At 61.4% G+C, this 25,813-nt stretch carries 26 protein-coding genes; 16 read left to right on the top strand and 10 right to left on the bottom strand.

The annotated features are described in order from the left end of the window. Positions 1-67 precede the first annotated feature (67 nt). Entirely contained in the window at positions 68-2,914 is a 2,847-nt protein-coding gene (gene rapA / locus ACWHXD_RS22940) for an RNA polymerase-associated protein RapA (RefSeq protein ID WP_032895680.1), read from the bottom strand. A 219-nt stretch (positions 2,915-3,133) separates the two neighbouring features. Here rapA and ACWHXD_RS22935 point away from each other — a divergent pair, with 219 nt between their 5' ends. Next, on the top strand, positions 3,134-3,475 hold the full coding sequence (locus ACWHXD_RS22935) for a hypothetical protein (RefSeq protein WP_032895681.1): 342 nt from the start codon (positions 3,134-3,136) through the stop codon (positions 3,473-3,475). On the opposite strand, the gene ACWHXD_RS22930 is transcribed toward ACWHXD_RS22935, so the two are convergent. The 3 genes from ACWHXD_RS22930 to ACWHXD_RS22920 all read right to left on the bottom strand — a co-directional run bounded on the left by ACWHXD_RS22930 (position 3,472) and on the right by ACWHXD_RS22920 (position 6,084). Then, positions 3,472-4,653 carry an aminotransferase class V-fold PLP-dependent enzyme gene (locus ACWHXD_RS22930; RefSeq protein ID WP_138762398.1) on the bottom strand — a complete coding sequence of 394 codons (1,182 nt, stop codon included), beginning with the start codon at positions 4,651-4,653 and terminating at the stop codon, positions 3,472-3,474. The genes ACWHXD_RS22935 and ACWHXD_RS22930 overlap by 4 nt on opposite strands. Next, positions 4,650-5,120 (bottom strand): RidA family protein, encoded by a 471-nt coding sequence (locus ACWHXD_RS22925; RefSeq protein ID WP_138762397.1) that lies wholly within the window; start codon positions 5,118-5,120, stop codon positions 4,650-4,652. Before ACWHXD_RS22925 ends, ACWHXD_RS22930 begins: the two co-directional genes overlap by 4 nt. 91 nt (positions 5,121-5,211) lie before the next feature. Then, positions 5,212-6,084: a LysR substrate-binding domain-containing protein gene (locus ACWHXD_RS22920; RefSeq protein WP_138762396.1), complete on the bottom strand. Its 873-nt coding sequence runs from the start codon at positions 6,082-6,084 to the stop codon at positions 5,212-5,214. 133 nt (positions 6,085-6,217) lie between these two features. On the opposite strand from ACWHXD_RS22920, the gene ACWHXD_RS22915 reads away from it, so the two are divergent. From ACWHXD_RS22915 to ACWHXD_RS22880, 8 genes are all read left to right on the top strand, one after another. Continuing rightward, positions 6,218-6,379: a hypothetical protein gene (locus ACWHXD_RS22915; protein ID WP_003193515.1), complete on the top strand. Its 162-nt coding sequence runs from the start codon at positions 6,218-6,220 to the stop codon at positions 6,377-6,379. A gap of 143 nt (positions 6,380-6,522) precedes the next feature. Continuing rightward, positions 6,523-6,639 (top strand): cytochrome c oxidase subunit CcoM, encoded by a 117-nt coding sequence (gene ccoM, locus ACWHXD_RS22910; protein WP_019817835.1) that lies wholly within the window; start codon positions 6,523-6,525, stop codon positions 6,637-6,639. Positions 6,640-6,881: 242 nt separating this feature from the next. Then, entirely contained in the window at positions 6,882-7,487 is a 606-nt protein-coding gene (locus ACWHXD_RS22905; protein WP_003193513.1) for a DUF4823 domain-containing protein, read from the top strand. A gap of 15 nt (positions 7,488-7,502) precedes the next feature. Continuing rightward, entirely contained in the window at positions 7,503-8,063 is a 561-nt protein-coding gene (locus ACWHXD_RS22900) for a DUF1285 domain-containing protein (protein WP_138762395.1), read from the top strand. Positions 8,064-8,133: 70 nt separating this feature from the next. Further along, positions 8,134-8,847, top strand: coding sequence for a GntR family transcriptional regulator (locus ACWHXD_RS22895; protein WP_138762394.1), 714 nt, complete (start codon positions 8,134-8,136; stop codon positions 8,845-8,847). Then, positions 8,844-9,845, top strand: a complete 1,002-nt coding sequence (locus tag ACWHXD_RS22890) for an ADP-ribosylglycohydrolase family protein (protein ID WP_138762393.1) — start codon at positions 8,844-8,846, stop codon at positions 9,843-9,845. Before ACWHXD_RS22895 ends, ACWHXD_RS22890 begins: the two co-directional genes overlap by 4 nt. A 188-nt stretch (positions 9,846-10,033) precedes the next feature. Beyond that, a complete protein-coding gene (locus tag ACWHXD_RS22885; protein WP_138762392.1) occupies positions 10,034-11,500 on the top strand; it encodes a purine-cytosine permease family protein in 1,467 nt (488 codons plus the stop codon). Further along, a complete protein-coding gene (locus ACWHXD_RS22880; RefSeq protein WP_138762391.1) occupies positions 11,493-12,401 on the top strand; it encodes a PfkB family carbohydrate kinase in 909 nt (302 codons plus the stop codon). Before ACWHXD_RS22885 ends, ACWHXD_RS22880 begins: the two co-directional genes overlap by 8 nt. Before the next feature lie 120 nt (positions 12,402-12,521). Here ACWHXD_RS22880 and ACWHXD_RS22875 read toward each other — a convergent pair whose 3' ends face one another. The 4 genes from ACWHXD_RS22875 to ACWHXD_RS22860 all read right to left on the bottom strand — a co-directional run bounded on the left by ACWHXD_RS22875 (position 12,522) and on the right by ACWHXD_RS22860 (position 14,889). Further along, positions 12,522-12,902, bottom strand: coding sequence for a Rho termination factor N-terminal domain-containing protein (locus ACWHXD_RS22875; RefSeq protein ID WP_098950630.1), 381 nt, complete (start codon positions 12,900-12,902; stop codon positions 12,522-12,524). A gap of 48 nt (positions 12,903-12,950) precedes the next feature. Then, complete coding sequence (locus ACWHXD_RS22870; RefSeq protein ID WP_032895690.1) at positions 12,951-13,217, bottom strand: hypothetical protein; 267 nt, start codon at positions 13,215-13,217, stop codon at positions 12,951-12,953. Positions 13,218-13,268: 51 nt separating this feature from the next. Next, a complete protein-coding gene (locus ACWHXD_RS22865) occupies positions 13,269-13,607 on the bottom strand; it encodes a hypothetical protein (RefSeq protein ID WP_138762390.1) in 339 nt (112 codons plus the stop codon). 85 nt (positions 13,608-13,692) lie between these two features. Continuing rightward, complete coding sequence (locus ACWHXD_RS22860) at positions 13,693-14,889, bottom strand: MFS transporter (RefSeq protein ID WP_098950631.1); 1,197 nt, start codon at positions 14,887-14,889, stop codon at positions 13,693-13,695. Positions 14,890-15,076: 187 nt separating this feature from the next. Between ACWHXD_RS22860 and ACWHXD_RS22855 the strand changes: the two genes are divergently transcribed. From ACWHXD_RS22855 to ACWHXD_RS22830, 6 genes are all read left to right on the top strand, one after another. Continuing rightward, positions 15,077-15,556 carry a GNAT family N-acetyltransferase gene (locus ACWHXD_RS22855; RefSeq protein WP_003193496.1) on the top strand — a complete coding sequence of 160 codons (480 nt, stop codon included), beginning with the start codon at positions 15,077-15,079 and terminating at the stop codon, positions 15,554-15,556. 235 nt (positions 15,557-15,791) lie between these two features. Then, entirely contained in the window at positions 15,792-16,613 is an 822-nt protein-coding gene (locus tag ACWHXD_RS22850; protein ID WP_138762389.1) for an SDR family oxidoreductase, read from the top strand. A 32-nt stretch (positions 16,614-16,645) separates the two neighbouring features. Then, positions 16,646-17,626, top strand: a complete 981-nt coding sequence (locus ACWHXD_RS22845; protein WP_138762388.1) for a substrate-binding domain-containing protein — start codon at positions 16,646-16,648, stop codon at positions 17,624-17,626. Then, on the top strand, positions 17,623-19,122 hold the full coding sequence (gene araG, locus ACWHXD_RS22840) for an L-arabinose ABC transporter ATP-binding protein AraG (protein WP_138762387.1): 1,500 nt from the start codon (positions 17,623-17,625) through the stop codon (positions 19,120-19,122). Before ACWHXD_RS22845 ends, araG begins: the two co-directional genes overlap by 4 nt. A gap of 22 nt (positions 19,123-19,144) precedes the next feature. Further along, positions 19,145-20,110: an L-arabinose ABC transporter permease AraH gene (gene araH, locus ACWHXD_RS22835; protein ID WP_138762386.1), complete on the top strand. Its 966-nt coding sequence runs from the start codon at positions 19,145-19,147 to the stop codon at positions 20,108-20,110. 181 nt (positions 20,111-20,291) lie between these two features. Further along, the gene (locus ACWHXD_RS22830) at positions 20,292-21,095 is read left to right on the top strand and encodes an IclR family transcriptional regulator (protein ID WP_032895696.1); all 804 of its coding nucleotides are present in this window, start codon (positions 20,292-20,294) and stop codon (positions 21,093-21,095) included. Here the strand turns inward: ACWHXD_RS22830 and ACWHXD_RS22825 are convergent, their stop codons facing one another. Beyond that, positions 21,096-22,148 (bottom strand): NAD(P)-dependent alcohol dehydrogenase, encoded by a 1,053-nt coding sequence (locus ACWHXD_RS22825; RefSeq protein ID WP_032895697.1) that lies wholly within the window; start codon positions 22,146-22,148, stop codon positions 21,096-21,098. A gap of 180 nt (positions 22,149-22,328) precedes the next feature. On the opposite strand from ACWHXD_RS22825, the gene ACWHXD_RS22820 reads away from it, so the two are divergent. Beyond that, the gene (locus ACWHXD_RS22820; protein WP_003193483.1) at positions 22,329-23,222 is read left to right on the top strand and encodes an AraC family transcriptional regulator; all 894 of its coding nucleotides are present in this window, start codon (positions 22,329-22,331) and stop codon (positions 23,220-23,222) included. A gap of 608 nt (positions 23,223-23,830) precedes the next feature. Here ACWHXD_RS22820 and ACWHXD_RS22815 read toward each other — a convergent pair. After that, positions 23,831-25,495, bottom strand: a complete 1,665-nt coding sequence (locus ACWHXD_RS22815) for an electron transfer flavoprotein-ubiquinone oxidoreductase (RefSeq protein ID WP_138762385.1) — start codon at positions 25,493-25,495, stop codon at positions 23,831-23,833. Positions 25,496-25,813 lie beyond the last annotated feature (318 nt).

The following is a 25,813-nucleotide window of genomic DNA, read 5'->3' as shown; positions in this document are numbered from 1 at the left end:
CGCGATGACGCCTGCAAGGCCAATAAAAAAGCCCGCATTGCGCGGGCCTTTTATGTTCAGCGGATTATCAACCTGCCACCAACACTCGAATCGCTTCCAGTCGCAACGCGGCTTTATCGAGCATGGCCAGGCCTTGCTCGCGTTGGTTGCGCAGGGCAACCAGCTCGCTGTCGCGCACGGTCGGGTTGACCGCTTGCAACGCGGTCAGGCGTGCCAGCTCTTCGTCGGTGTCTGCCGCCAGGCGACGCTTGGCTTCGGCCACGCGCTCGGCGTGACGTGGGGCGATCTTCTCTTCACCGGCGTTGATGCGCGGTGTGAGTTGGTCGCGCTGGGCCTGTACGAATTTGTTCGCGCTGGCCCGTGGCACGCTTTCCAGCTGGTCATTCAAGGTCACGAACGACACGCGGCCCGACAGGTCATTGCCGTTGGCATCCAGCAGGCAGCGCAAGGCGGCCGGTGGCAGGTAGCGGCCCAGTTGCAGGGAGCGCGGGGCGACTACTTCGCTGACATACAGCAGCTCAAGCAATACGGTGCCTGGCTTGAGCGCCTTGTTCTTGATCAGCGCCACGGCGGTGTTGCCCATGGAGCCGGACAGCACCAGGTCCATGCCGCCTTGCACCATCGGGTGCTCCCAGGTGATGAACTGCATGTCTTCGCGCGACAGCGCCTGGTTACGGTCGTAGGTGATGGTTACACCTTCGTCGTCGCCCAGGGGGAAGCTGGCGTCGAGCATTTTTTCGCTGGGTTTGAGGATCAGCGCGTTTTCCGAATGGTCTTCGCTGTCGATGCCGAACGCGTCGAACAGGGTTTCCATATAGATCGGGAGGGCGAACTGGTCGTCTTGTTCGAGGATGTCCTCGACCAGCGCATCGCCTTCGCCGGCGCCGCCGGAATTAAGTTCCAGCAAACGGTCGCGACCGGTGTGCAGCTCCTGCTCCAGGCGCTCACGCTCGGCACGCGCTTCGTCGATCAGCGCTTGCCACTCGCCGTCGTCGGCGGCTTCCAGCAACGGCAGCAGGCGTGGGCCGAACTGATGCTGCAAGGCGTTGCCGGTTGGGCAGGTGTTGAGGAAGGCATTGAGCGCTTCGTGGTACCACTGGAACAGGCGCTCTTGCGGGCTGGTTTCCAGGTACGGCACGTGCAGTTCGATCACGTGTTTCTGGCCGATCCGGTCCAGACGCCCGATGCGTTGTTCCAGCAGGTCGGGGTGGGACGGCAGGTCGAACAGCACCAGGTGATGGGAAAACTGGAAGTTGCGGCCTTCACTGCCGATTTCCGAGCAGATCAGTACCTGGGCGCCGAACTCTTCATCGGCAAAATAAGCCGCCGCGCGGTCACGCTCCAGGATGTTCATGCCCTCGTGGAACACCGTGGCCGGAATGCCGGAGCGCACGCGCAGGGCGTCTTCCAGGTCCATGGCGGTTTCGGCGTGGGCGCAGATCACCAGGACCTTGGTGCGCTTGAGCATTTTCAACTGGTCGATCAGCCACTCGACCCGTGGGTCGAAGCGCCACCAGCGGTTCTCTTCCTCGATGTCCGGTTGCGCCTGGAAGCTGACTTCCGGGTACAGCTCGGCGTGTTCGCCCAGGGGCAGTTCGAGGTATTCGTCCGGGTTCGGCAGCGGGTAGGCGTGCAGCTTGCGCTCGGGGAAGCCTTGCACCGCAGCACGGGTGTTACGGAACAGCACGCGGCCGGTGCCGTGGCGGTCCAGCAGCTCACGGACCAGGCGGGCACTGGCTTCGGTGTCGCCATCGTTGACGGCGGTGAGCAGGGCTTCGCCTTCGTCGCCGAGGAAGCCTTGAATGGTCTTGTGTGCGGTCGGCGACAGGCGGCCCTTGTCCAGCAGCTCCTGCACGGCTTCGGCCACCGGGCGATAGTTTTCGCTCTCGGCGCGGAAGGCTTGCAGGTCGTGGAAGCGGTTCGGGTCCAGCAGGCGCAGGCGCGCAAAGTGGCTGTCCTGGCCCAGTTGCTCCGGGGTAGCGGTCAGCAACAGCACGCCGGGAATCACCTCGGCCAGTTGTTCGACCAGCGAGTATTCGGCGCTGGCCTTGTCTTCGTGCCACACCAGGTGGTGGGCTTCGTCGACCACCAGCAAGTCCCAACCGGCGGCGAACAGCGCGTCCTGGGCCTTCTCGTCGTCCACCAGCCATTCCAGGGCAACGAGTGCAAGCTGGGTGTCTTCGAACGGGTTGGTGGCATCGCTTTCGATAAAGCGCTCTTCATCGAACAGCGCAACCTGCAGGTTGAAGCGGCGGCGCATTTCCACCAGCCATTGGTGCTGCAGGTTTTCCGGGACCAGGATCAGTACGCGGCTGGCACGGCCCGAGAGCAGTTGGCGATGGATCACCAGGCCCGCTTCGATGGTCTTGCCCAAGCCTACTTCGTCCGCCAGCAACACCCGTGGCGCGATACGGTCCGCGACTTCGCGGGCGATGTGCAGTTGGTGGGCAATCGGTTGGGCGCGTACGCCACCCAGGCCCCACAGCGAGGACTGCAACTGGCGGCTGGTGTGTTCCAGGGTGTGGTAGCGCAGCGAGAACCACGCCAGCGGGTCAATCTGCCCGGCGAACAGACGGTCGCTGGCCAGGCGGAACTGGATGAAGTTGGACAGTTGGGTTTCCGGCAGGGTGACCTGCTCGTTTTGCCCATTGAGGCCGTGGTAGACCAGCAGGCCATCGACGTCGTCGACTTCCTGTACGGTCATTTTCCAGCCTTCGAAATGGGTGATGGTGTCACCCGGCGAAAACCTCACGCGAGTGAGGGGCGCATTCCGTAGCGCATACTGGCGCGTGTCGCCAGTGGCCGGATAGAGCACGGTCAACAAGCGGCCGTCCTGTGCCAGAACGGTGCCTAACCCCAGCTCTGCTTCGCTGTCACTAATCCAGCGTTGCCCCGGTTGATACTGCTGCGCCATGCTGCCTGACTCCCGCCGTGAAAAAGCCGACTATGTTAACGGAACACGGCCCGGCGCCCAAGAACTCTGACAAAAACTACGCTGTTTATACGGGCCGGCGGAAATTGAATCGACGGATGGCGGGCACTTGAGAGTGTCGACTGAGTCACAGCTTGGCACGCGGGTGCTCAAGTCACCCTGCTACCCGCCGACAGCCTGTTGATCAGGAGAATAATTATCATGCTGCCACCCATGCTGCCCGTCAGTGTTGTGCCGGTCACGTCGCAACTCGACCCGGCACGCCAGAAGCCGGATATTCCGCCGGTGGTGCCCGTTCAAGCGGGCTCCAACGAGAGCACGATCGACCTGAAAAAAGGCGATGCCGAGCAATCGACCTTTCTGTTGCGCGAAGAGCAGCGGCGCCAGCAGGAGCAACAGAAGCGTCGGCGCGAAGCTGACGACGACGAGCAGCAGCATTTGCCGATTCCCGGCGACTTGCTCAACGCTGATAACACCGTGCCCGTGGCGCCGCTGATCGAAGACGCGCCGCGCCAGGGCCTGTGGGTGGATATCGAGGTTTAACCCTTCAGTTCGCGCAAGGCCTTCACCAGCCACTCAATCTCGTCATCGGTGTTAAGCGGGCTGACGGAGATGCGCGCAACGCTGCTCAACCCACGCGCTTGCATGTCCAGCGGGGTGTAGGCCACGCCATTGGCGCCGATGTTGATGCGCTTTAACCCCAGGCGTTGCTTGAGTTCAAAACTATCCCAGCCGGCCAGGTTGAACGCGATCAAGCCTGAATGCGTGTTGCCCAAGTCGTGCAAGCTGATCCCCGGTATCTGACGCAGTGCTTCGCGGATTCGCGCGCTGGTCTGCAAGACTCTTTGCCATACCCGCTCAATCCCCAGTTGATTGATCTCGTGCAACGCATTGCCCAGGCCGGCCAGCAGGGCGAAGGACACTTCGCTGGTTTCAAAGCGTCGCGCGTCGTTGCGCAGGTCGAAGCCTTCGGCGGTCCAGGGCGCTGAAAACACGTCGCGTTGGGCCGGGTTCAGGTGCGGGAGAAACTCCGGCCGGATGTACAGCAGTGCGGTACCGCGAGGCCCGCGCAGGTGTTTGCGGCCGGCGGACTTGAGCACATCGCACTGCAACGCTTGCACATCCACCGGCAGTTGGCCGACGGCTTGGCCCGCGTCGATGAAGTAGGGAATGGCATGCCGCCTGGCCACATCGCCGATGGCCTGGGCTGGGTTGATCAAACCACCGTTGGCCGGCAGCCAGGTGAGGTCGATCAGCTTCACCCTGGCATCGAGCATCGCCTCCAGTGCCACCGGGCAGGCGGCGCCGCTGGCATCGCACGGGATGACCTCCACCCGCGCCCCGGCTTGAACGGCCAGTTCCATGCTCGCCAGGTTGCCGCCCCATTCGTGGCGCCCCACCAGAATTCGATCGCCCGGCTGCCACGGCCCCAGCGCCTGGAAGGCCATGCTCCAGGCCGTGGAGCCACTGCTGGCGAAGGCAATCGCTGAGGCGGGCGCATTGAGCAGTTGCCCGGCGGCGCGGCGGGCCTTTTCCACTAAGACGGCACCTTGTTCGCCGGCCTCCATCGGGCCGTCGCGGGCTTCGCGTTGCAACTGTTCGATGATGGCGTCGAGCGTCGCCTGACTGGGCAAGGACGCCCCGGCGTGATTGAAGTGCACGATGCCGGATTGGCAACCGGGCGTGGCATCCCGCAAGTGCTGCACTTGCAGCGGGCTCATGGCTGCAGCTCGAAAATGGCATCCACCTCCACGGCGACGCCAGCCGGCAAGCTGTTGACGCCTACGGCAGTGCGAACGTGTCGACCCTTGTCGCCGAGGGCGTTGACCAGCAGGTTCGAGGCGCCATTGGCGACCACGCTCTGGCGCTGGAAATCGGCGCTGCTGGCAATGAACACACCCAGACGCAGGATACGCACCACCCGCGACAGGTCATCGCCCAGCGCATCGCTTAGTTGCCCCAGCAGGCCCAGCGCCGCCAGTTCTGCCGCTTGGGCGCCGTCTTCGTCGCTGAGGGAGTCACCCAGGCGGCCAAGGTAGGCGGGTTTGCCATCGAGCAGGGGAATTTGCCCGGAGATGAACAGTTGATGCTGGCTGCTCACATGATTGATGTAGTTGGCCGCGGGTTGGCTGGGCGTGGGCAGTGTCAGGCCAAGGGCGTGTACGCGCTGGCGGATGGAGTCGGTCATGGTGAAACCCTCTGGTGTCAGAAGGTTCCAGCATGTTGGCGGTGGCGAGGGGCGACAAACGGATAGATCTCACTCGACGTATCGAAAAAACTCACGCGTCGGCGCACGCTTGTTTTAGCCACTGGCTGAAGCATTCAGCCGCCTCACTGAGCGGGCCCTGGGGGGCGATCAGCCAATAGCCGATGTCGCTGTGATAGGGCGGCCAGTCAAAAGCCTCCACCAGGCTGCCGTCCTGGAGCCTGCGTTCGATCAGGCGATGGCGGCCCATGGCGATCCCCTGGCCGGCCACGGTCGCTTCGACCACGATGTTGTAGTCATGCAGCATCACGCGGGGGTGGCGCTCGAGGTTGACTTGGTAATGGGCCGACCAATCGGTCCACTCGAAAGGGCGGTGCGAAGTTGCCATCAACAGCGGGCCACTGGCGACCTGCCGGGCTTTGAACGCGGGGCTGCACACCGGTGACAGGGTTTCGGCCATCAGGCGCGTAGCGTGCACGTCGGGCCAGTCGCCCTTGCCGTAGCGGATGGCCAGGTCAACCTCGGCCGTGGCGACATTGGCCAATTGAATCGCGGGCAGCATCTCCACCTGGATATGCGGGTAGCGCTGTAGAAACTCGGCCAGGCGCGGCGCCAGCCACAGCGTGGCAAAGGACGCCAGCAAGCCGATACGCAACACATTGGCGCTGGGCGCACCCCGTTGGTTGCGCGTCGCAGCGGCGATGGCGTCGAGGGCAGGGCGGATCTGCTCGTAGTACGCTTGCCCGGCCAACGTCAGGTCAATCGCACGGGTTCGCCGGATAAACAGCGGCTTGCCCAAGTGGTGTTCGAGCTTATGCACCTGGTGGCTCAGCGCACTTTGGGTCACCGACAACTCGTTGGCCGCCTTGATAAAACTCAAGTGCCGCGCCACGGCTTCGAAGGCGCGCAGGGCCAACAGTGGCGGAAGGTCGTTGTGCAAGGCCACCTGGATGCGCCTCCTGGGCAGGGTAGAAAGTGCCGATTCTGGTCGATGGCCTGCATTTTGTCGCCCGCTTAATTGCCGTCGGGCGAGGCAGGCCGCATTATTGAGGCATTACCGCCACGACGTAAGCCAAGCCATGAGTGATGACGACAAGCTGATCGACCTGAACGCCGAACGCGCCAAGCGCGTGCACGACCTCAATGACAAACGCCTGAATGAAGTGCGCCAAGCCTTCGAACAAGCCATGCCCCTGGGCAAACCCAAGAAAAAGCCCAAGAACAAGCCGAAAAAGCGTTGAAACGCCCTGCATCCGTTGATGCAGGTCAGTTATTCCCCTTCTTTACGCCCCGTTGTGGGCGACATTGATCCTGGTCAATTTCCCACCGCGCCTTCTCCATTAACTTAGCCCTATCGCAACAGGGCAAGTGCAGGAGGCCGGTCATGTTTTTCGATAATGTGGTTTTTGCCGGAGTGCTGACTGTTAGCCTCATGGTGCTGTTTTTTGTAGGGTTTGGATTTTTTATCTGGAAAGACGCGAACAAGCGTAAAAAACCTTAAGTTTTTCCGGGTTACATGAGCACGCAAGGCATTTTGGGCGACTTCGGTCGCCCTTTTTTTTGGCTGTCAATTGATGGATGAAGAGCCCTCGCCACAGGTCCAGCGTCGTAGCGACGTTGTGAAGATACCTATGCGCATCGCAGGCAAGCCCCACATTTGTCATGCGCTGCTCGAACTGGCGTAGAACCTGCATCCCACGCCCCATTCGCCGGTTTCCTGTCACCGGCTTCTGGAGGATTAGGATGCGTAGTCTGGTTTTGCTGCTGGCGTCATTGGCCCTGGGCGGTTGCATGACCGTCAGCGATATGGCCGAAGGCACCCGCTATCAGATGAGCGATGCCGGGCTGCTCGACCACAGCGATACGCGGCGTACTGCCTCGGTGCGCATACAGCCGGACTCCTTTGTGTTTATCGCCCAAGGCGCCTTCGTGCCGCCGGGCAGCGCTTACCCGCGGCCCAATGTGGTGGCCGAGGAAGCATTCAATGGCTTCGTCGAATATTTCCCCATGGTGCGTCGCGCCCGTCAGCCGGAAGGGCTGGAACAGGCCATGGCCGAAGCCCGCGACGCCGGTGCTCACTACCTGCTGTATTGCCGCTTTGCGGCAGCCGATGACCGTATCGGCAACGCCGACGAGTGGACCGACCAACAAGCTCTGGACCGCCTTGGCCTGGACAGCGGGGTGATCCAAGTCATGTTGATCGAGACCAGCACCCAGTATTTGATTGATACTGCACGTATTCGCAGTCGTGGCGGTTTACTGACGTTCCACGATACATCGCCACAAGATTTGATTGCCCGTCCCCTGGCGCAATATGCCCGCGGTTTGCTGGGTATGAGCAATCAGTAAACAGAGGAGCCCGTCATGACCGATTCCGCCAAGGCCAATGATTTATTGGCCCAACTGCCCAAGGGCAAGGGGCCGGCACCGGTGCATCTGTGGAACCCGGCTTTCTGCGGCAATATCGACATGCGCATCGCCCGCGACGGCACCTGGTTTTATCAGGGCACGCCCATCGGGCGAAAGCCGATGGTCAAGCTGTTCTCCAACATCATCCGCCGCGATGGCGATGATTATTTTCTGGTGACACCCGTGGAGAAGGTCGGCATCCGCGTCGATGATGCGCCCTTTGTCGCCGTGACCCTGGACGTGCAAGGGCATGGTGAAAGCCAGGTACTGCGCTTTACCACCAACGTCGACGAACAGGTTGAAGCAGGCCTCGAACACCCGCTGCGGGTGGTGATCGACCCCGTCACCCAGGAACCCGCGCCCTACGTGCGCGTTCGCACCAATCTTGAAGCCCTCGTGCATCGCAACGCTTTTTACCAGTTGGTGGAGCTGGCCGTGAGCCGTCCGATCAACGGTCAGAACTGGCTTGGCGTCTGGAGCGGCGGGGAGTTTTTCCCCATCGGCCTGGAGCCCTGAGGCGGTTTTTGTCTTCAGCCTGAAATAATCCTCTTGCGGTAAACGCGCGCTTTCGGTTATCAATTTGTACATGATTAGACATGTTCGATTTGATAAGAAAAAACGCGTCGTCGACGAACTCATCCGCCGTATCGAGGTTGGGGTCATGGCCGACGGCTTCCTGTTGCCGGGCGAGCATCAACTGGCCGAGGAGTTTGCGGTCAGCCGCGGTACGCTGCGCGAGGCGCTGGCCGAGCTCAAGCGTCGCAACTACATCGCCACCCAGAGTGGGGTCGGCTCGATTGTCACCTTTGACGGCATGGTGTTGGACCAACGCAGCGGTTGGGCCCAGGCCTTGGCCGATACGGGCGCCCAGGTAAGCACCGACATCCTGCGTTTCGAGGCCGTCACGCGCCCGGATCTGTTCAGCCGTTTCGGCACCGACCAGTTCATTACCCTCGACCGCCTGCGGCGCACCGCAGACGGCACAGCGGTGTCTTTGGAGCGCTCGTTGATGCCGGCCGTTGGCGACCTGGAAAGCCTGCCGCGCATTGGCCTGATCGACAACTCCTTGACCATCACCCTGGCCGCCTACGGCTACGTCGGGGCCGACGGCGATCAGTGGATCGGTGCCGAACCCCTGAGTGATGAAGATGCCGAATTACTCGGGCGCCCCAGCGGCACGGTATTTCTCAAGGCTTCGCGCACCACCTACGATCGTCGCGAGCGTTTCATGGAGCATGTCGAAAGCCTGCTCGACCCGCTGCACTTTCGCCTGCATCTGCAGTTTGGAGCGTCGAAATGACCCGCGAAAATCGCGCGCTGGGCGCCTTTTATGGCCTGGCCCTGGGCGATGCCTTGGGCATGCCCACCCAATCCTTGAGCCGCGAGCAGGTACAGAAGCGCTTCGGTGCCATCACCGCCCTGGAAGACGCCGACGCCGACCAGCCCATTGCACCGAACATGCCTGCCGGCTCCATCACTGATGACACCGAGCAAGCCATCCTGGTCGCCGAGTTACTGGTGCAAGGCCAGGGCCAGATCGAGCCCACCGTGCTTGCCCAACGCCTGATCGATTGGGAAGCGGAGATGCGCGCCAAGGGCTCCCAGGACTTGCTCGGGCCGTCCACCAAACGCGCGATCGACATGATCCTCGCCGGCCATACCCCGGAAGAATCCGGGCGCTACGGCACCACCAATGGCGCGGCCATGCGCATCACCCCGGTGGGCATCGCCGCCGATGTCAGTGACCCGATGCGGTTTATCCAGGCAGTGATCCAGGCGTGCCAGGTCACCCATAACACCAGCCTGGGCATTTCCAGCGCTGCGGCCGTGGCGGCAGTGGTCTCGGCTGGCATCAATGGCGTGGACCTGGGGGAAGCCCTGAATATCGGCACTCAGATTGCCCGACAGGCCGAAAGCCATGGTCACTGGATCGCGGGCGGGCGCATTTCTACCCGCATCAGTTGGGCTCGCACTCTAAGCGTCGGCAGCGGCGATAAAGCGTTGTTTGCCGACCTGCTCTACGAGTTGATTGGTACTTCGGTGGCTTCCCAGGAATCGGTAGTGGTCTCGTTTGCCCTGGCCCAGCAAGTGGCCTCGGGTGATATGAATGCCTTCGAAGCCCTGTGCCTGGCCGCCAGCCTGGGCGGCGACACCGACACCATTGCCGCGATCCTCGGCGCCATGCTGGGGGCGTGCCTGGGCATGCAATGCTGGCCTGAGGTGATGGTTGAACAGGTCAAGCGGGTCAATGGCCTGGACTTGCAGCCGCTGGTCCAGGGGGTATTGGCCTTGCGATAAACACGGAACTAACTGTGGGAGCTGGCTTGCCTGCGATAGCGGTTTTCCAGTGGCTGCGGGGCTGGTTGACCCACCGCAATCGCAGGCAAGCCAGCTCCCACATTAAAAAGCGTTGGGTCAGGAAGACCGGATAAAGATTCGACTCGCTGCCACAACCACAACAATACAGGCACCAGGAGCACCCTTTCATGAGCAGCCCTTCTTCCGGCCAAAGCGCTGGGCAATTGGAAACACGCGGCATCGAGCCGGTCCCGGAAGGTGAGTGCAACGGCCATCCGCTGCAACTGTTCTGGGTATGGTTCGCCGCCAATATCAGCATCCTCGGTTTGCCCCTCGGCGCGACGCTGGTGGCGTTTCGTGGCCTGGCCATCTGGCAGGCGATCATCGTCGCGATCCTCGGCGCCGCGGGCTCCTTCGCCGTGGTGGGCATCATCTCCATCGCCGGCCGCCGTGGTCGCGCGCCCAGCCTGACCTTGTCCCGCGCCATCTTCGGCGTGCGCGGCAATATCGGCCCGACATTGGTGTCGCTGATGTCCCGCCTGGGTTGGGAAACCGTCAACACCACCACCGCAGCCTTCGTGTTGTTGTCGTTGAGCTCCATCCTGTTCGGCTCGGCAGTGGAGGCCAAGAGCGCGCCGCTGCTCACCCTGATCTTCATTGCCATCTTCGTGCTGCTGACCCTGGCCGTATCGGGCCTGGGCCACGCCACGTTGCTGGTGATCCAGAAGTGGGCGACCTACGTCTTCGGCGGCTTGAACATTCTGGTGGGCGGCTTTCTGTGCGCCACCATCGACTGGAGCGCGGTGTTCAACGCCACCCCGGCGCCGTTGAGCGCGATGATCATTGGCGTGGGCACCATGGCTGCCGGTACCGGTATCGGTTGGGCCAACGCCGGTGCAGACATGTCGCGTTACCAGCACCGCAGCGTCAAGGCCGTGCGCCTGGTGGCCTCCGCCGCGTTTGGCGCAGGCATCCCGCTGGTGCTGTTGATCACCCTCGGCGGGCTGTTGTCGGTGGGCAACAATGACCTGGCGTCGGCCACCGACCCCATCATCGCGATCCGCGACATGCTGCCCACCTGGATGGCCGTGCCGTACCTGATCACCGCGTTCGGCGGGCTGTTGCTGTCGAATAACCTGTCGGTGTATTCGGCCGGTCTTACTACCTTGACCTTGGGCTTGAAGGTCAAACGCGTGCATGCGGTGATCGTCGATATCGTCGCGATCTTTGCCGGCTCCATCTACTTCATGCTGATCGCCGACAGCTTCTATGGCCCGTTCATTACCTTCATTTCGCTGCTGGCGGTGCCGATCACGGCGTGGGTCGGGATCTTCGTGGTCGACTTGATTCACCGGCATTACTACAGCCCCACCGACCTGCTGGACGTCAGCCCCAGCAGTGCCTACTGGTATCGCGGCGGCGTGGAGTGGCGTGCATTTGGCGCCTGGGCGGTAGCCATTGTGCTGGGTTTCAGCTTCACCACTATCGGCACCACCGCCGAAAACATCTGGTTTGCCGGGCCGTTGTCTGACTCCTGGCTAGGCCATAACGGCCTGGGCTGGATCGTGACCTTCCTGGTGGCGGGCGGCATATATGCAGTATTGGGCGGTGCGTCTGACCGTCGTCCGGCTTTAGTCGAGAGCGCCAATGTCTAGATTGCTGCATAGCGGCCAGGTCATTGTCGACCTGGTCATGGGCCTCGACACCCTGCCGGCAAGCGGCGGTGACGTGCTGGCCAACTCCGCCAGTTTCCAAGTCGGTGGCGGTTTCAATGTAATGGCTGCGGCGCGGCGCAATGGGTTGCCGGTGGTTTACCTGGGCCGCCATGGCGAGGGGCGCTTTGGCGAGCTGGCGCGTGCCGCGATGCAGGCCGAGCGTATTGAAATGGCCTTGGCGGCCAGCGCTGGCAAAGATACCGGCTTGTGCGTGTCGCTGACTGAAGCGAGCACCGAACGCACCTTCATCTCCCATCTTGGCGCCGAGGGTGAACTGAGCGCCGACGATTTGGCTCAGATCGTCCCGCGTGTCGATGACTACGTATACGTCAGTGGCTACAGCTTGCTGCTTGAAGGTAAGGCGCAGCCGTTGCTCGACTGGCTGCTGGCGCTGCCGCGAGAGATCGTGGTGGTGTTCGACCCAGGCCCGCTGGTCAAGGCGCCGGACTCCGCGTTGATGCGCGCGTTGTTACCGCGTATCGACATCTGGACCAGCAATGGCCCTGAAGCGTTGGCGTTTACCGGGGCGACGGATATTAATCAGGCGCTGCCCATGCTCAATCAGCACATGCAGGCACTGCTGGTGGTGCGCGATGGACCAAATGGCTGCTGGGTAGGGCGTGGGGCGCAGACCGAGCATGTACCAGGCTTCAAGGTTCACGCCGTGGACAGCAATGGCGCGGGGGATGCACATGCTGGCGTATTTATTGCTGGGTTGGCAAAGGGCTTGAACCCGGCTGAGGCAGCGCGTCGAGCGAACGCAGCGGCGGCATTGGCGGTAACCCGCTGGGGGCCAGCGACCTCGCCTGGCACTGCTGAGGTCGATGCATTAGTGACGTAATAAACGAGGCCCAAAAATGTGGGAGCGGGCTTGCTCGCGAATGCGGTGTGTCAGTTAAAGCATATGCTGACTGATACACCGCCTTCGCGAGCAAGCCCGCCCCCACAAGGGGTTCTGGGTTTAGCCTGCTTTTTTCAGGGCTTGGATCAACTCATCTTTGCGCATGGTTGAGCGTCCTGAAATATTCTTTTCTCGCGCTTCTTTCATCAAGCTTTCCTTGGTCTGCGTACCCAATGAAACGCGACTGCTGCGCGGGTGGCCTTCACGGCTGGCAGCGGCACGCTTGGCTGATTCCTGCCGGTCCTGGGCCTTCTTGGCCGGTGCTTTGCGCCTGCCTGAGCCGCCGGTTCTCTCACCACCGCCAGACTGTTTGTTCACGGTGGCCCAGGCACGGGCTTCGGCTTCATCCTTGGGCAACCCTTTGTGCTCATAACTGTCTTCGATATGAGCGGCCTTGCGTTTCTGTTCGTCGGTGTATTTGGCTTTGCTTCCACGAGGCATCGCTAAAACTCCTTCTGGCCCCAGTCGCGGGGCCAGGCCAGAAATGGATTACTGAGTACTTTGGGCGTCGAGCTTGCGTGCCTCATCCACACCAGAGGCGGTGAGTTTGATCGGCAGGTTCAACGCGTATTCGCCAGCGTCGTCGGTGGTCACATGCCCATCCTTGATCAGCCCGCGGTCCTGCAGGAACGCCAAGACACTGGCGACCTCTTTTTCACCGCGGTAATTGTCCAGCACCTCCTTGCCCAAGCCTTGCGGGTGAGCGTGCAGCAGGCGGGTGAGGACTTCTTTTTCAAGGTTTCTATCGACGTTCATGCGTACCTCTTCACGGGGAAATGGTCGGGTGTTGGTCGTAGCAAGGGGGCATCAAGGCGCGGGTTGTTTCTGCGCGCCGGGGATGTTCGAGTCGTCGCCCTTGTTGATCTTCGGCTCATTGTTGCTCGTGCCAGGGCCCATCTTGCCGTTGCCCACGGCCGCCGGTGCCTGGCGCTGGGTGTCGTTGCCTTTGGTGCGCGGGTCGGCGCTGTTGTCGATGATCGCGCCACCGTTGGTGTCCATGCCGGTGCCCATGGATTTTTGCGACTCGGTGGTGGCGTCCGGCGTTGGATCGGTGGGGCCGGTGGTCGAGTTGGCCGCGAAGGCGCTCAGGGACGCGGCAGACAACAGGCCAGTGAGGGCGAGGGCAGCAAATTTGGAATTTTTCATCAGGGTGTCTCCATATGATTAATGTCCTTACCCTGTATTGGTCTGCCCGCGATTGTTGATCGTGCCGGGAGGGCGACGAACGGTATCAGCTCACCTGTATCACTTTGTGTGCCGATACTCGGCGCGCTATCAAGCGTGCCACTGTGATCGCCCAGTTGAGGGCCGCGATCACCAGTACGCTCAGCATCATTGTCGCAAGGCCGAAGTCGACGATGATCTTGCCTGCGAGCCAGGGAAACCCGAAGACGCCGATAAAGTACGCCAGGCTGAACAACAACAACGCCTGGGAAGTGGTGCCGCTGGGCGCTTCGTTGGCCACCAGGCCGTTGATCACTGAATACGTCAGGCCATACCCGATCCCTAGCGTGGCGGCGGCGAGCACATAACTGAGGTTACCGCTGACACCAAACGCGAACAGCGCGATCGCGCCGAACATCACCCCCGATAACACACAGGCAGCCTGGTACGCATCGCGCTTGACCACGAAGCCTGCGATCAGCAAGCGGCTGGTGATTGCTGCTGTCAGGAAGCCCGCGAAGAACAGTGAATAGTCGAGCTTATGAGCCACGGCATAACTGGTCTGGAACGAAGACAGCCCCCCGAATACGCAGCCACCCAGGCCGACCATCAGGATGGCGAACGCCGCCTTGGAAGACAGTACGCGGCGGCTTGCACGCCAGGAAATCCTGGAGGTCGGTACATTAGCGTGCTGTCTCAACCGGGAGCCCATGCGCCAGAACATCACCACCCCGGCGAGGCTGGCGAGCCCGGCGATATAGAACGCGGTGGTCAGGGGCAGGTCCAGCGCAGTGGCGGCGCGTCCCAGCAAAGGGCCGGAACCTATGCCGCTCAACATACTGCCCGAGAGCAAGGCGAAATATTTGGCCCGCTGGCGCGGTTCCACTAGCAGCGTCACGATGATTGGGCCCAGGGTATAGAACACGCCCCAGCCCAAGCCAAGGGACAATCCAAACAGCATCAAGCCCTGGCCAAACCCCGGCGTCAGGGCAAACCCCAGGCAGGCCACCACCAACAATAGGCCGGTGCTCGCAATTGCTCGCGCTGCGCCCAGCGCATCAGCCAAGTGCCCGGAAAACACCACCGCCACAAAAGTGCTGAGCATCGCCGTGGCAATGACACTGCCCGCGTCGTGTTCATTACCGCCACGGGCATGGATCAGCAGTGACAACAAAAAGGTCGAGCCGTAAGACAGCGACAACAGGAAGCTGGCGAGGCAGAACAGCGCGAATGTCTTCGTGCCCACGGGTGGCGTGGCGTGCATGTGCAGGTCTCTGATCGTTGGATTTAGGCCCATTGTTTACCATGGGCGTGCGCAGGCTTTGTTCTGTGGTTGCCGATGCTTGCATCACCCCGCACCGGAGTGAAACGCGCTCGTGGCATCAATTGCACTGCAAACGGCAATCAAACCGTCTTAGTATGTGGCCTTTGAATTTGCCCAAGGCTCGCCCATGACCATCGAGATTCGCCCCGCCGTGCCCAGCGATGCTGCGCAGATCCTGACCTTTATCACTGAACTGGCCGAGTACGAGAAAGCCCGGCATGAAGTGATCGCCAGCGTGGTGGATATCGAACGCAGCCTGTTCAGCGAAGGCGCCACGGCCCATGGCCTGATCTGCTTGCGCGACGGCTTGCCGATTGGCTTTGCGGTGTTCTTTTTCAGCTACTCGACCTGGCTGGGCAGTAACTGCCTGTACCTGGAAGACCTGTACATCAACCCGGAGCAACGCGGCGGCGGGGCGGGCAAGAAGTTGCTGCGTCACCTGGCCAAGATCGCCTGCGACAACGGTTGCGGGCGCTTTGAATGGAGCGTGCTGGACTGGAACGAGCCCGCGATTGCCTTCTACAAATCCATCGGCGCCCAGCCTCAGGAAGAGTGGGTGCGCTATCGCATGGAAGGCGATGCCCTGCGCGACTTCGCCCTGGGCTGAAGCCGCATTTCTATAGGCACCAAAGATCGAATGTGTGCGGGCTTGCTCGCGAATGCGGTGTGTCAGTCAGCACATGCTTTAACTGACACACCGCATTCGCGAGCAAGCCCGCTCCCACATTTTTTTAAGCTTTGTCCATTATATGGGATGATAATTTATATATTGAGATATTTCAGGCGATGGGTTTATAGTCGCCAGCATCAGCACTCACTACTAAAAATAAAAAGGTGAAGCGATGCAGGCACAACCGTTGTCCCTACCCGCCGTGCCCGAGCCCACTTACGGCGAGCGGCTGAAGAACAAGGTGGTGATCATCACCGGCGCCGCCCAAGGCATTGGCGAAGCCATCGTTGCCTGTTTCCAGGCCCAGCAGGCGCGGTTGATCATTGCCGATATCCAGGGCGAAAAAGTCGAGAAAGTCGCCGCTCATTGGCGCGAACGCGGCGCGCAGATTTACGCCCAACCGGTTGATATCACTTCCAAGGATCAATGGCAGGCACTGGTCAACCTGGCCATCGAGCGCTTTGGCCGCGTGGATGTGCTGGTCAACTGTGCCGGCGTCAATGTGTTCCGTGACCCGCTGCAAATGAGCGACGAGGACTGGCGCCGCTGTTTCGCCATCGACCTCGACGGCGCCTGGTACGGCTGCCGTTCGGTGTTGCCGCACATGATCGAGCAGGGCATCGGCAACATCATCAATATCGCGTCCACCCATTCCAGCCACATCATTCCCGGTTGTTTTCCTTACCCTGTCGCCAAGCACGGCCTGCTCGGCCTCACCCGTGCCCTGGGCATCGAGTACGCGCCCAAAGGCATCCGCGTGAATGCCATCGCCCCCGGCTATATCGAAACCCAGCTCAACGTCGATTACTGGAACGGTTTCCCAGACCCCCACGCCGAACGCCAGCGCGCGTTCGACCTGCACCCGCCCAAACGCATTGGCCAGCCCATCGAAGTGGCCATGACGGCTCTGTTCCTGGCGACCGATGAGGCGCCTTTTATCAATGCCACTTGCCTGACGATCGATGGCGGGCGGTCTGTGATGTACCACGACTAAAGCGTTTTTCAATAACAAGAAGGAGGTGGTCCATGTTCAAGCAAACACTCGGTGCCGTGGCACTGGCGATGGCGTTCAGCGGCTGGGTATCGGCTGAAGAAGTGAAGATTGGTTTCCTGGTCAAACAGGCCGAGGAACCCTGGTTTCAAACGGAGTGGGCATTCGCGGAGAAAGCCGGCAAGGAGCATGGTTTCACCGTGATCAAGATCGCCGTGCCCGATGGCGAAAAGACCTTGTCGGCCATCGACAGCCTGGCTGCCAACGGCGCGAAAGGCTTTGTGATCTGCCCGCCAGACGTGTCCCTGGGCCCGGCCATCGTTGCCAAGGCCAAGGTCAACGATTTGAAAGTAATGGCCGTGGATGATCGCTTTGTCGATGCCAAGGGCAACTTCATGGAAGACGTGCCGTACCTGGGCATGGCCGCATTTGAAGTCGGCCAGAAGCAGGGCGCCGCCATGGCCGCCGAAGCGAAAAAACGCGGTTGGGACTGGAAGGACACCTACGCCGTGATCAACACCTTCAACGAACTCGACACCGGCAAGAAGCGCACTGACGGCTCGATCAAATCCCTGGAGGAGGCCGGTATTCCCAAGGATCACATCCTCACCGCTGCGCTGAAAACCCTCGACGTGCCCGGCAGTATGGACGCCACCAACTCGGCCTTGGTCAAGCTGCCGAGCGGGGCGAAGAACCTGATCATCGGCGGCATGAACGACAACACCGTGCTCGGCGGCGTGCGCGCCACTGAGAGCGCCGGCTTCAAGGCCGCCCACGTGATCGGCATCGGCATCAATGGCACTGACGCCATCGGCGAATTGAAGAAAGCCGACAGTGGCTTCTTCGGCTCCATGCTGCCCAGCCCGCATATCGAGGGCTATAACACCGCGCTGGCGATGTACGAGTGGGTCACCACCGGCAAGGAGCCGGCCAAATACACCGCCATGGACGAAGTGACCTTGATCACCCGCGCCAATTTCCAGGAAGAACTGACCAAGATCGGCCTGTGGAAATGAGCGGCGCGGCTCTGCGTTTCAATGGCATCGGCAAGGAGTTTCCCGGTGTGAAAGCCCTGGCGCAGATCAGCTTTGAAGCGCGGCCGCACTCGGTGCACGCGCTGATGGGCGAGAACGGCGCCGGCAAGTCGACCCTGCTGAAGATCCTCGGCGGCGCCTACATTCCGTCCAGCGGTACGGTACAGATCGGCGCGCAAACCATGGCCTTCAAATGCGCCGCCGATAGCATCGCCAGCGGTGTGGCGGTGATTCACCAAGAGCTGCACCTGGTGCCGGAAATGAGCGTGGCCGAGAACCTGTTCCTCGGGCATTTGCCCACGCGCTTTGGCGTGGTCAACCGGGGCCTGCTGCGCAAGCAGGCCCTGGCCTGCCTCAAGGGCCTGGCCGATGAAATCGACCCCGACGAGAAACTGGGGCGCCTGTCCCTGGGCCAGCGTCAGCTGGTGGAAATCGCCAAGGCGCTGTCTCGTGGCGCCAACGTGATTGCCTTTGATGAACCCACCAGCAGTTTATCGGCGCGGGAAATCGACCGCTTGATGGCGATCATCGCGCGCCTGCGCGACGAGGGCAAAGTGGTGCTCTATGTGTCGCACCGTATGGAAGAGGTGTTCCGTATTTGCGATGCGGTGACGGTGTTCAAGGACGGTCGCTATGTGCGCACGTTCGAGGACATGAGCACGCTGACCCACGATCAACTGGTGACCTGCATGGTCGGTCGCGATATCCAGGATATCTACGATTACCGCCCGCGCGAACAGGGCGAAGTGGCGCTCAAGGTGGACGGCTTGCTCGGTCCGGGCCTGCGTGAACCCATCAGTTTCCAGGTGCGCAAGGGCGAGATCCTGGGCCTGTTCGGGCTGGTAGGCGCGGGGCGTACCGAGCTGTTTCGCCTGCTCAGTGGTTTAGAGCGCGCCAGTGCCGGCAGCCTGGAACTCTGTGGTGAGCCGTTGCAGTTGCGCTCACCCCGCGACGCCATCGCCGCTGGCGTGCTGCTGTGCCCGGAAGACCGCAAGAAGGAAGGCATCATCCCGCTGTCCAGCGTGGCGGAAAATATCAACATCAGCGCCCGTAGCGCCCACGCCTCGTTCGGCTGGCTGCTGCGCGACGGCTGGGAGAAGGGCAACGCCGAGCGGCAGATCCAGGCCATGAAGGTCAAGACGCCGAACGCCGAGCAGAAAATCCTCTACCTGTCCGGCGGCAACCAGCAGAAAGCCATCCTTGGCCGCTGGTTGTCGATGCCCATGAAGGTGTTGCTGCTCGACGAACCTACTCGCGGTATCGATATCGGCGCCAAGTCGGAGATCTACCAGATCATCCATAACCTGGCGGCCAGCGGCATCGCGGTGATTGTGGTGTCCAGCGACCTGATGGAGGTGATGGGCATCTCTGACCGTATCCTGGTGATGAGTGAAGGCGCCTTGACCGGTGAGTTGCCCCGCGCCCAAGCGGATGAAGCGCGCCTGCTGCAACAGGCGCTGCCACAGTCGCGGGCTTGAACAAGAACAAGAGGGTTTGGCTATGTCTGAGGTAAAAACTGCAAAGGGCTTCTGGCCGGGTTTCAATCAGCGCAAATTTCTCGATGACTGGGTGATGCTGTTGGCGGCGCTGGGCATCTTTGTGCTCAGCGCGGTGTTCATCGACAACTTCCTGTCGCCGCTGAACATGCGCGGTCTGGGCCTGGCGATTTCCACCGTGGGCATCGCCGCGTGCACCATGCTGTTCTGCCTGGCGTCGGGGCACTTCGACTTGTCGGTGGGTTCGGTGATCGCCTGTGCCGGGGTGGTGGCGGGCATTGTGATGCGTGACACCGACAGCGTGCTACTCGGCGTGTCGGCGGCCTTGGCCATGGGCCTGGTGGTCGGGCTGATCAACGGCATCGTGATTGCCAAGCTGCGCATCAACGCGTTGATTGCCACCCTGGCGACCATGCAGATCGTGCGCGGCCTGGCCTACATCTTCTCCAACGGCAAGGCGGTGGGGGTGATGAATGAAGGGTTCTTCGTATTCGGCAACGGCCTACTGCTGGGCGTGCCGGTGCCGATCATCATCACCGTGCTGTGCTTTGTGTTCTTTGGCTGGCTGCTCAATTACACCACCTACGGGCGCAACACCATGGCCATTGGTGGCAACCAGGAAGCCGCGTTGCTCGCGGGGGTGAATGTTGATCGCACCAAGATCATCATCTTTGCCGTGCACGGTTTGATCGGCGCATTGGCCGGGGTGATCCTCGCGTCACGCATGACCTCGGGCCAGCCGATGATTGGCCAGGGGTTCGAGCTGACGGTGATTTCGGCGTGCGTGCTGGGCGGGGTGTCGTTAAGCGGCGGCATCGGCATGATCCGCCACGTGATCGCTGGGGTGTTGATTCTGGCGATCATCGAGAACGCGATGAACCTGAAGAACATCGATACCTTTTACCAATATGTGATTCGTGGCTCGATCCTCTTGCTGGCCGTCATCATCGATCGCATGAAGCAACGCTAATGTTCGCCCTATGAACATCAAACTGTGGGAGCTGGCTTGCCTGCGATAGCGGTGTGTCAGCCAACCTATCTTTAACTGACCCACCGCCATCGCAGGCAAGCCAGCTCCCACATTGGATCTCCTGTGTTCAGGAGGGCGGTATTTGCCATAATGCCCCCGCTTTCATACTTATAGGCCCGATATGCAGGAAAACGCCCACACCCCCGTCAAAGACGCCGCCCCCACCGGCACCCAGACCCTGTTGCGCGGCCTGGGCGTGGTGCAAGCGGTGGCGGCTGGTGCGCGGGATCTCAAGGAGATCGCCCGGCGCATCGGCACCACGCGCAGCACCACGCACCGCCTGGCCAGTTGCCTGGTGGACGAGCGTTACCTGCGCGTGGTGCCCCAGGTCGGTTACCTGCTGGGCCCCAAGCTGATCGAGTTGGGGTTCCAGGCCCGTGAAGAGTTGCCTTTGGTGAACCTGGCAGTGCCGTACCTGGACGAGTTGTCGGCGTTGACCGGCGACACCATTCACCTGGCGATTCGTGAATACGACGAGGTGCTTTACCTGCACAAGAACCCCGGCCGCAACGGCCCGGAAATGCGCTCGCGGGTCGGCCATCGTATGCCGCTGGCGCGCACCGGTATCGGCAAGGCGTTGATGCTGGATGATTCGCCGCAGGAGTGGCAGCGCTTGTACGAGGCGAGCTTGCCGGCGGCGGGCAAGAGCCTGCAATGGCCGCAGCACCCGGAGCAATCCTGGGCGCAGTTCGAACAGCGCATGCATGAGTATGTCGAGGGTGGCTACGCGTTTGACCTTGAAGACAACGAGCCTTCGATCCGCTGCGTGGCGGCACCGGTGCGCGATGCCAGCGGGCGCATTGTCGCCGGCATCAGCATCGCCAGTACGGTGCCCTACATGCCGCTGGAGAAAATGGCCGAGCTGATCCCTGTGATCAAACAGGTCGCAGCCCGGCTGTCAGCGGAGTTGGGCGCCAAGGCCTGATCAGGCTTTGAGGCTCGCCATGTCGATGACAAAGCGGTACTTAACGTCACCGGCGATCATGCGCGTATAAGCCTCGTTGATCTGGCGAATGTCGAGCATCTCGATGTCGCAGGTAATGCCATGCTCGGCACAGAAATCCAGGACTTCCTGGGTTTCGGCAATGCCGCCGATCAGCGAACCGGCCAACACTTTACGGCCCAGCACCAGCTTGGCGGCGTTGACGGGCGGGTCCACCGGCTCGATCAGGCCGACCAGGATATGCACGCCGTCAAAGCGCAGCACATCGAGGTAGGGGTTCAGGTCGTGCTGCACCGGGATGGTGTCCAGCAGGAAGTCGAAGTGCCCGGCAGCAGCTTTCATCTGCTCGGCATCAGTGGACACGATCACATGGTCGGCGCCCTGGCGACGGCCTTCCTCAGCCTTGCTGGCCGAGCGGGTGAACAGCGTGACTTCGGCGCCCATGGCCTTGGCGAACTTGATGCCCATGTGGCCCAGGCCGCCCATGCCGAGGATCCCGACTTTATCGCCGGCCTTCACGCCGTAGTGCTTGAGGGGCGAGTAGGTGGTGATGCCTGCGCACAGGATCGGCGCAGCGCTGGCCAGGTCGAGCTTGGCCGGGATCTTCACCACAAAGTGCTCACTGACCACGATGCTGTCGGAGTAGCCGCCCATGGTGTTGCTGCCATCCACGCGGTCTGGCGTGGCGTAGGTCATGGTCGGGCCTTCGAGGCAATACTGCTCAAGGTCCGATTGGCAGGCTTCACAGTGGCGGCACGAGTCCACCATGCAGCCTACGCCCACCAAGTCGCCGACTTTATGCGCGGTGACGTTGGCGCCGACGGCGGTGACTTTGCCAACAATTTCGTGGCCTGGCATCAGCGGGTACACGGCGATGCCCCATTCGTTGCGCGCCTGGTGGATGTCGGAGTGGCACACGCCGCAGTAGAGAATCTCGATGGCCACGTCATCGACGCGCGGGCTGCGGCGTTCAAATGACATCGGGGCGAGGGGCGTGGTGGCCGACTGGGCGGCGTAACCGATGGCGGTGTACATAGTAAACCTCACAAAAGCTTGGACTGCAGAGGCGGCAAATTCTGCGCGCCGACCCCTGGTGCGAACATGGCAATTGCTCCGAGTCTCATGCCTATTCGTCCGGCAGTGCCTGAGGTTTGGATATATTGGCCGCCAGACCTGCGATGATGCTGTCATCCCTCATTCGCGAAGTTTTTTGCCATGCTGTTGACCCGCCATTTGGACGCCAATGCCACGCTGGTTGCCTTGATCGAAGGGCTCACGCCCCGCGACGGTTTTTCCCCGACTCACCTGCCCGGCGTGCAGGTGCTGCGCGCCAGTTGCGATGTGGCGCGTGGGCCGCAGATCTATGAGCCAAGCCTGATGTTCGTGGCCCAAGGCAGCAAAGTCGCCTACCTTGGCCCGCGCACACTGGAGTATGGCGCCGGGCATTACCTGATCCAGGCCATGCCGGTGCCGTTCGAATGCGAGACCTTTGCCATGGCCCCCGAGGCGCCCCTGTATGGCGTCACGGTAGGCATCGACCGCGTGGTGTTGGGCGAGTTGGTGATTGCCATGGGCATGCAGGCCGGGCCGCCGCCGACCGCGCAGACCTTGGAGTCGATGAGTTCGGTGGTGCTGGACGATGCGATGCGCGGCTGCGTCGAGCGGTTGTTGCAGTGCCTGCACGATCCGCTGGAAAGCCGGATCATGGGGCCTGCGCGGGTGCGCGAATTGTTGTTCACCGCCTTGCGTGGGCCTCAGGCGGATGTGTTGCGTGCGCTGGTGGAACAACAGGGGCAGTTTTCGCGCATCGCCACCTCATTGAATCACCTGCATGCCCATTACGCCGAGCCGCTGAATATCGAGACCTTGGCCGGATTTGCGCACATGAGTGCCTCGACCTTTCATGAGCATTTCAAACGCTGCACCTTGTTGTCACCGGTGCAGTACCTCAAGCGCTTGCGGTTATTGAAGGCCCAACAGTTGCTGCTGGTGGAGGGCATGAGCGTGGCGCAGGCGGCGCACAAGGTGGGATACCAGAGTACGTCGCAGTTCAGTCGGGAGTACAAACGCTACTTCCTGCGCAACCCAGGCGAAGAGCGGGCCGCCTGACTCCACGCGGTCATTGTGGGAGCTGGCTTGCCTGCGATGACGGCCTGCCAGCCGCCCCCTATCTACCTGACACCCCAACGATCCAACTTGTGGGAGCGGGCTTGCTCGCGAAGGCGGCCTGTCAGTCAACACAGTTGGATTGTGTGCATATTCATTGCTGCGGTAACGGCCGCTTAGGGTTCCGCCTGACGGCGGGTCACTTTGGAAAAGAGCCGGAATGCCGGCCCAGCCCAAAGTAACCAAAGGGCTCTTGCCCCACCACTCGGCACCTCGCCTAGGCTCGGTGTGCCCGTAATCCGCCAGTGATTTGGGGGGCCGCCGCCACGCGCCATCCATGGCGCGGGGCGGCTAAACCGGCATCCCTGCCGGTTTACCCCCCAAATCCCTGTCGAATTCCGGCCAGCGTGGTTTGACGGGGCGCCTAAGATCAAAAGCAGATCAAGATCAAGAGCGGCTCGCTTCGCATCGTGGTTACCGGTGGCTGCGGCGAACTACACAATTGTGTAGATACCTATGGCCATCGCAGGCAAGCCAGCTCCCACATTTTGATCGATATTGCCCACAAAAAAGGCCCCCGTCTCGGGAGCCTTTTTGGTTAAGCGAACGACTTACATATTCGGGTAAGTCGGCCCGCCCGCACCTTCCGGCGTTACCCAGGTGATGTTCTGCGAAGGGTCCTTGATGTCACAGGTCTTGCAGTGCACGCAGTTCTGGGCGTTGATCTGGAAGCGCTTCTCGCCGTCTTCCTTGGTCACCACTTCGTACACGCCAGCCGGGCAGTAGCGCTGCGCCGGTTCATCGTAGAGCGGCAGGTTGGTGCCGATCGGGATGCTTGGGTCCTTGAGCTTCAAGTGGCACGGCTGCTCTTCTTCGTGGTTGGTACCGGAGATGAACACCGAGCTCAGCTTGTCGAAGCTCAACTTGCCGTCGGGTTTGGGGTAGTCGATCTTCTGGCTGTCTTTGGCCAGCTTCAGGCAGGCGTAGTCCGGCTTGGTGTCGTGCAGGGTGAAAGGGATCTTGCCGCCGAAAATGTTCTGGTCGAGCCAGTTGAAACCGCCGCCGATGATTGCGCCGAACTTGTGCACGGCCGGGCCGAAATTACGGCTGGCGAACAGTTCTTCGTACAGCCAGCTGGCTTTGAAGCTGTCGACATAGGTGGTCAGTTCGTCGCCGCCTTCGGATTCGGCGAACAGGCGGTCGGCCACGGCGTCGGCGGCGAGCATGCCGGACTTCATCGCGGTGTGGCTGCCCTTGATCTTGGCGAAGTTCAGGGTGCCCAGGTCGCAACCGATCAGCGCGCCGCCCTTGAAGACCATCTTCGGCAGCGAGTTCAGGCCACCTTTGCAGATCGCACGGGCGCCGTAGCTGATGCGCTTGCCGCCTTCCAGGTACTGGGCCAGCACCGGGTGATGCTTGAGGCGCTGGAATTCATCGAACGGCGACAGGAAGGTGTTGCTGTAGGACAGATCGACGATCAGGCCGACCACCACCTGGTTGTTTTCCAGGTGATAGAGGAATGAGCCACCGGTGTTCTCGTTACCCATGATGTCCAGCGGCCAACCGGCGGTGTGCACCACCAGGCCCGGCTGGTGCTTGGCTGGGTCGATTTCCCAGATTTCCTTCAGGCCGATGCCGTAGTGCTGGGCGTCGGCGTCGCTGTCCAGGTTGAAGCGCTGGATCAGTTGCTTGCCGATGTGGCCGCGGCAACCTTCGGCGAACAGCGTGTACTTGCCACGCAGCTCCATGCCCGGGGTGTACAGGCCGTCTTTTGGCTTGCCTTCACGGTCAACGCCGAGGTCGCCAGTGATGATGCCACGCACCACGCCGTTCTCGTCGAACAGCGCTTCCTGGGCGGCGAAGCCTGGGTAGATTTCCACGCCCAGGTTCTCGGCCTGCTGGGCCAGCCAGCGGCACAGGTTGCCCAGGGAAATGATGTAGTTGCCCTCGTTGTGCATGGTCTTGGGCACAAAGAAGTCGGGCACCTTGGTGCAGGCTATCGGGCTGCGCAACACATAGATGTCGTCGCGCACCACCGGTGTGTTGAGCGGGGCGCCGAGTGCTTTCCAGTCCGGGAACAGTTCATTCAGGGCACGTGGTTCAAACACGGCACCGGAGAGGATGTGGGCGCCGACTTCGGAGCCTTTCTCGACCACGCAGACGCTGATTTCCTTACCGGCTTCGGCGGCCTTCTGCTTCAGTCGGCAGGCGGCAGACAGGCCCGCCGGGCCAGCGCCGACGATGACCACGTCGAATTCCATGTATTCGCGTTCCACAGGCTATCTCCTACTCAAGGCTCAACAGGCTTTTTTTTCTAATGGGTGGAGGTTCGGTGTGGTTCTGCGCGAAGGCAGCACCCACCTGTCTCTCTAGGTGGCGCATTATATATAGACCACTGACAGCGTCCAATACAAACGTTTGTTTGAATTGCCTGCAGCCTAGATAAATCAAAGCAACGGGGCTTATGACTGACCATTTTGCCGTATTGACCAGAATAGGCGTTCCGGTCAAGATACGGTCGGTTTTGCGCTTCCCGTAGGCAGACTGCAGGTTTCAAGAGCACGTCCAAAGACAGGCCGAAGGCAATAAAGGTG

Source organism: Pseudomonas fjordensis, from assembly GCF_976987115.1.
Note: the sequence above shows the minus strand (reverse complement) of the source record. Positions and strands in the feature narration are given on the sequence as shown.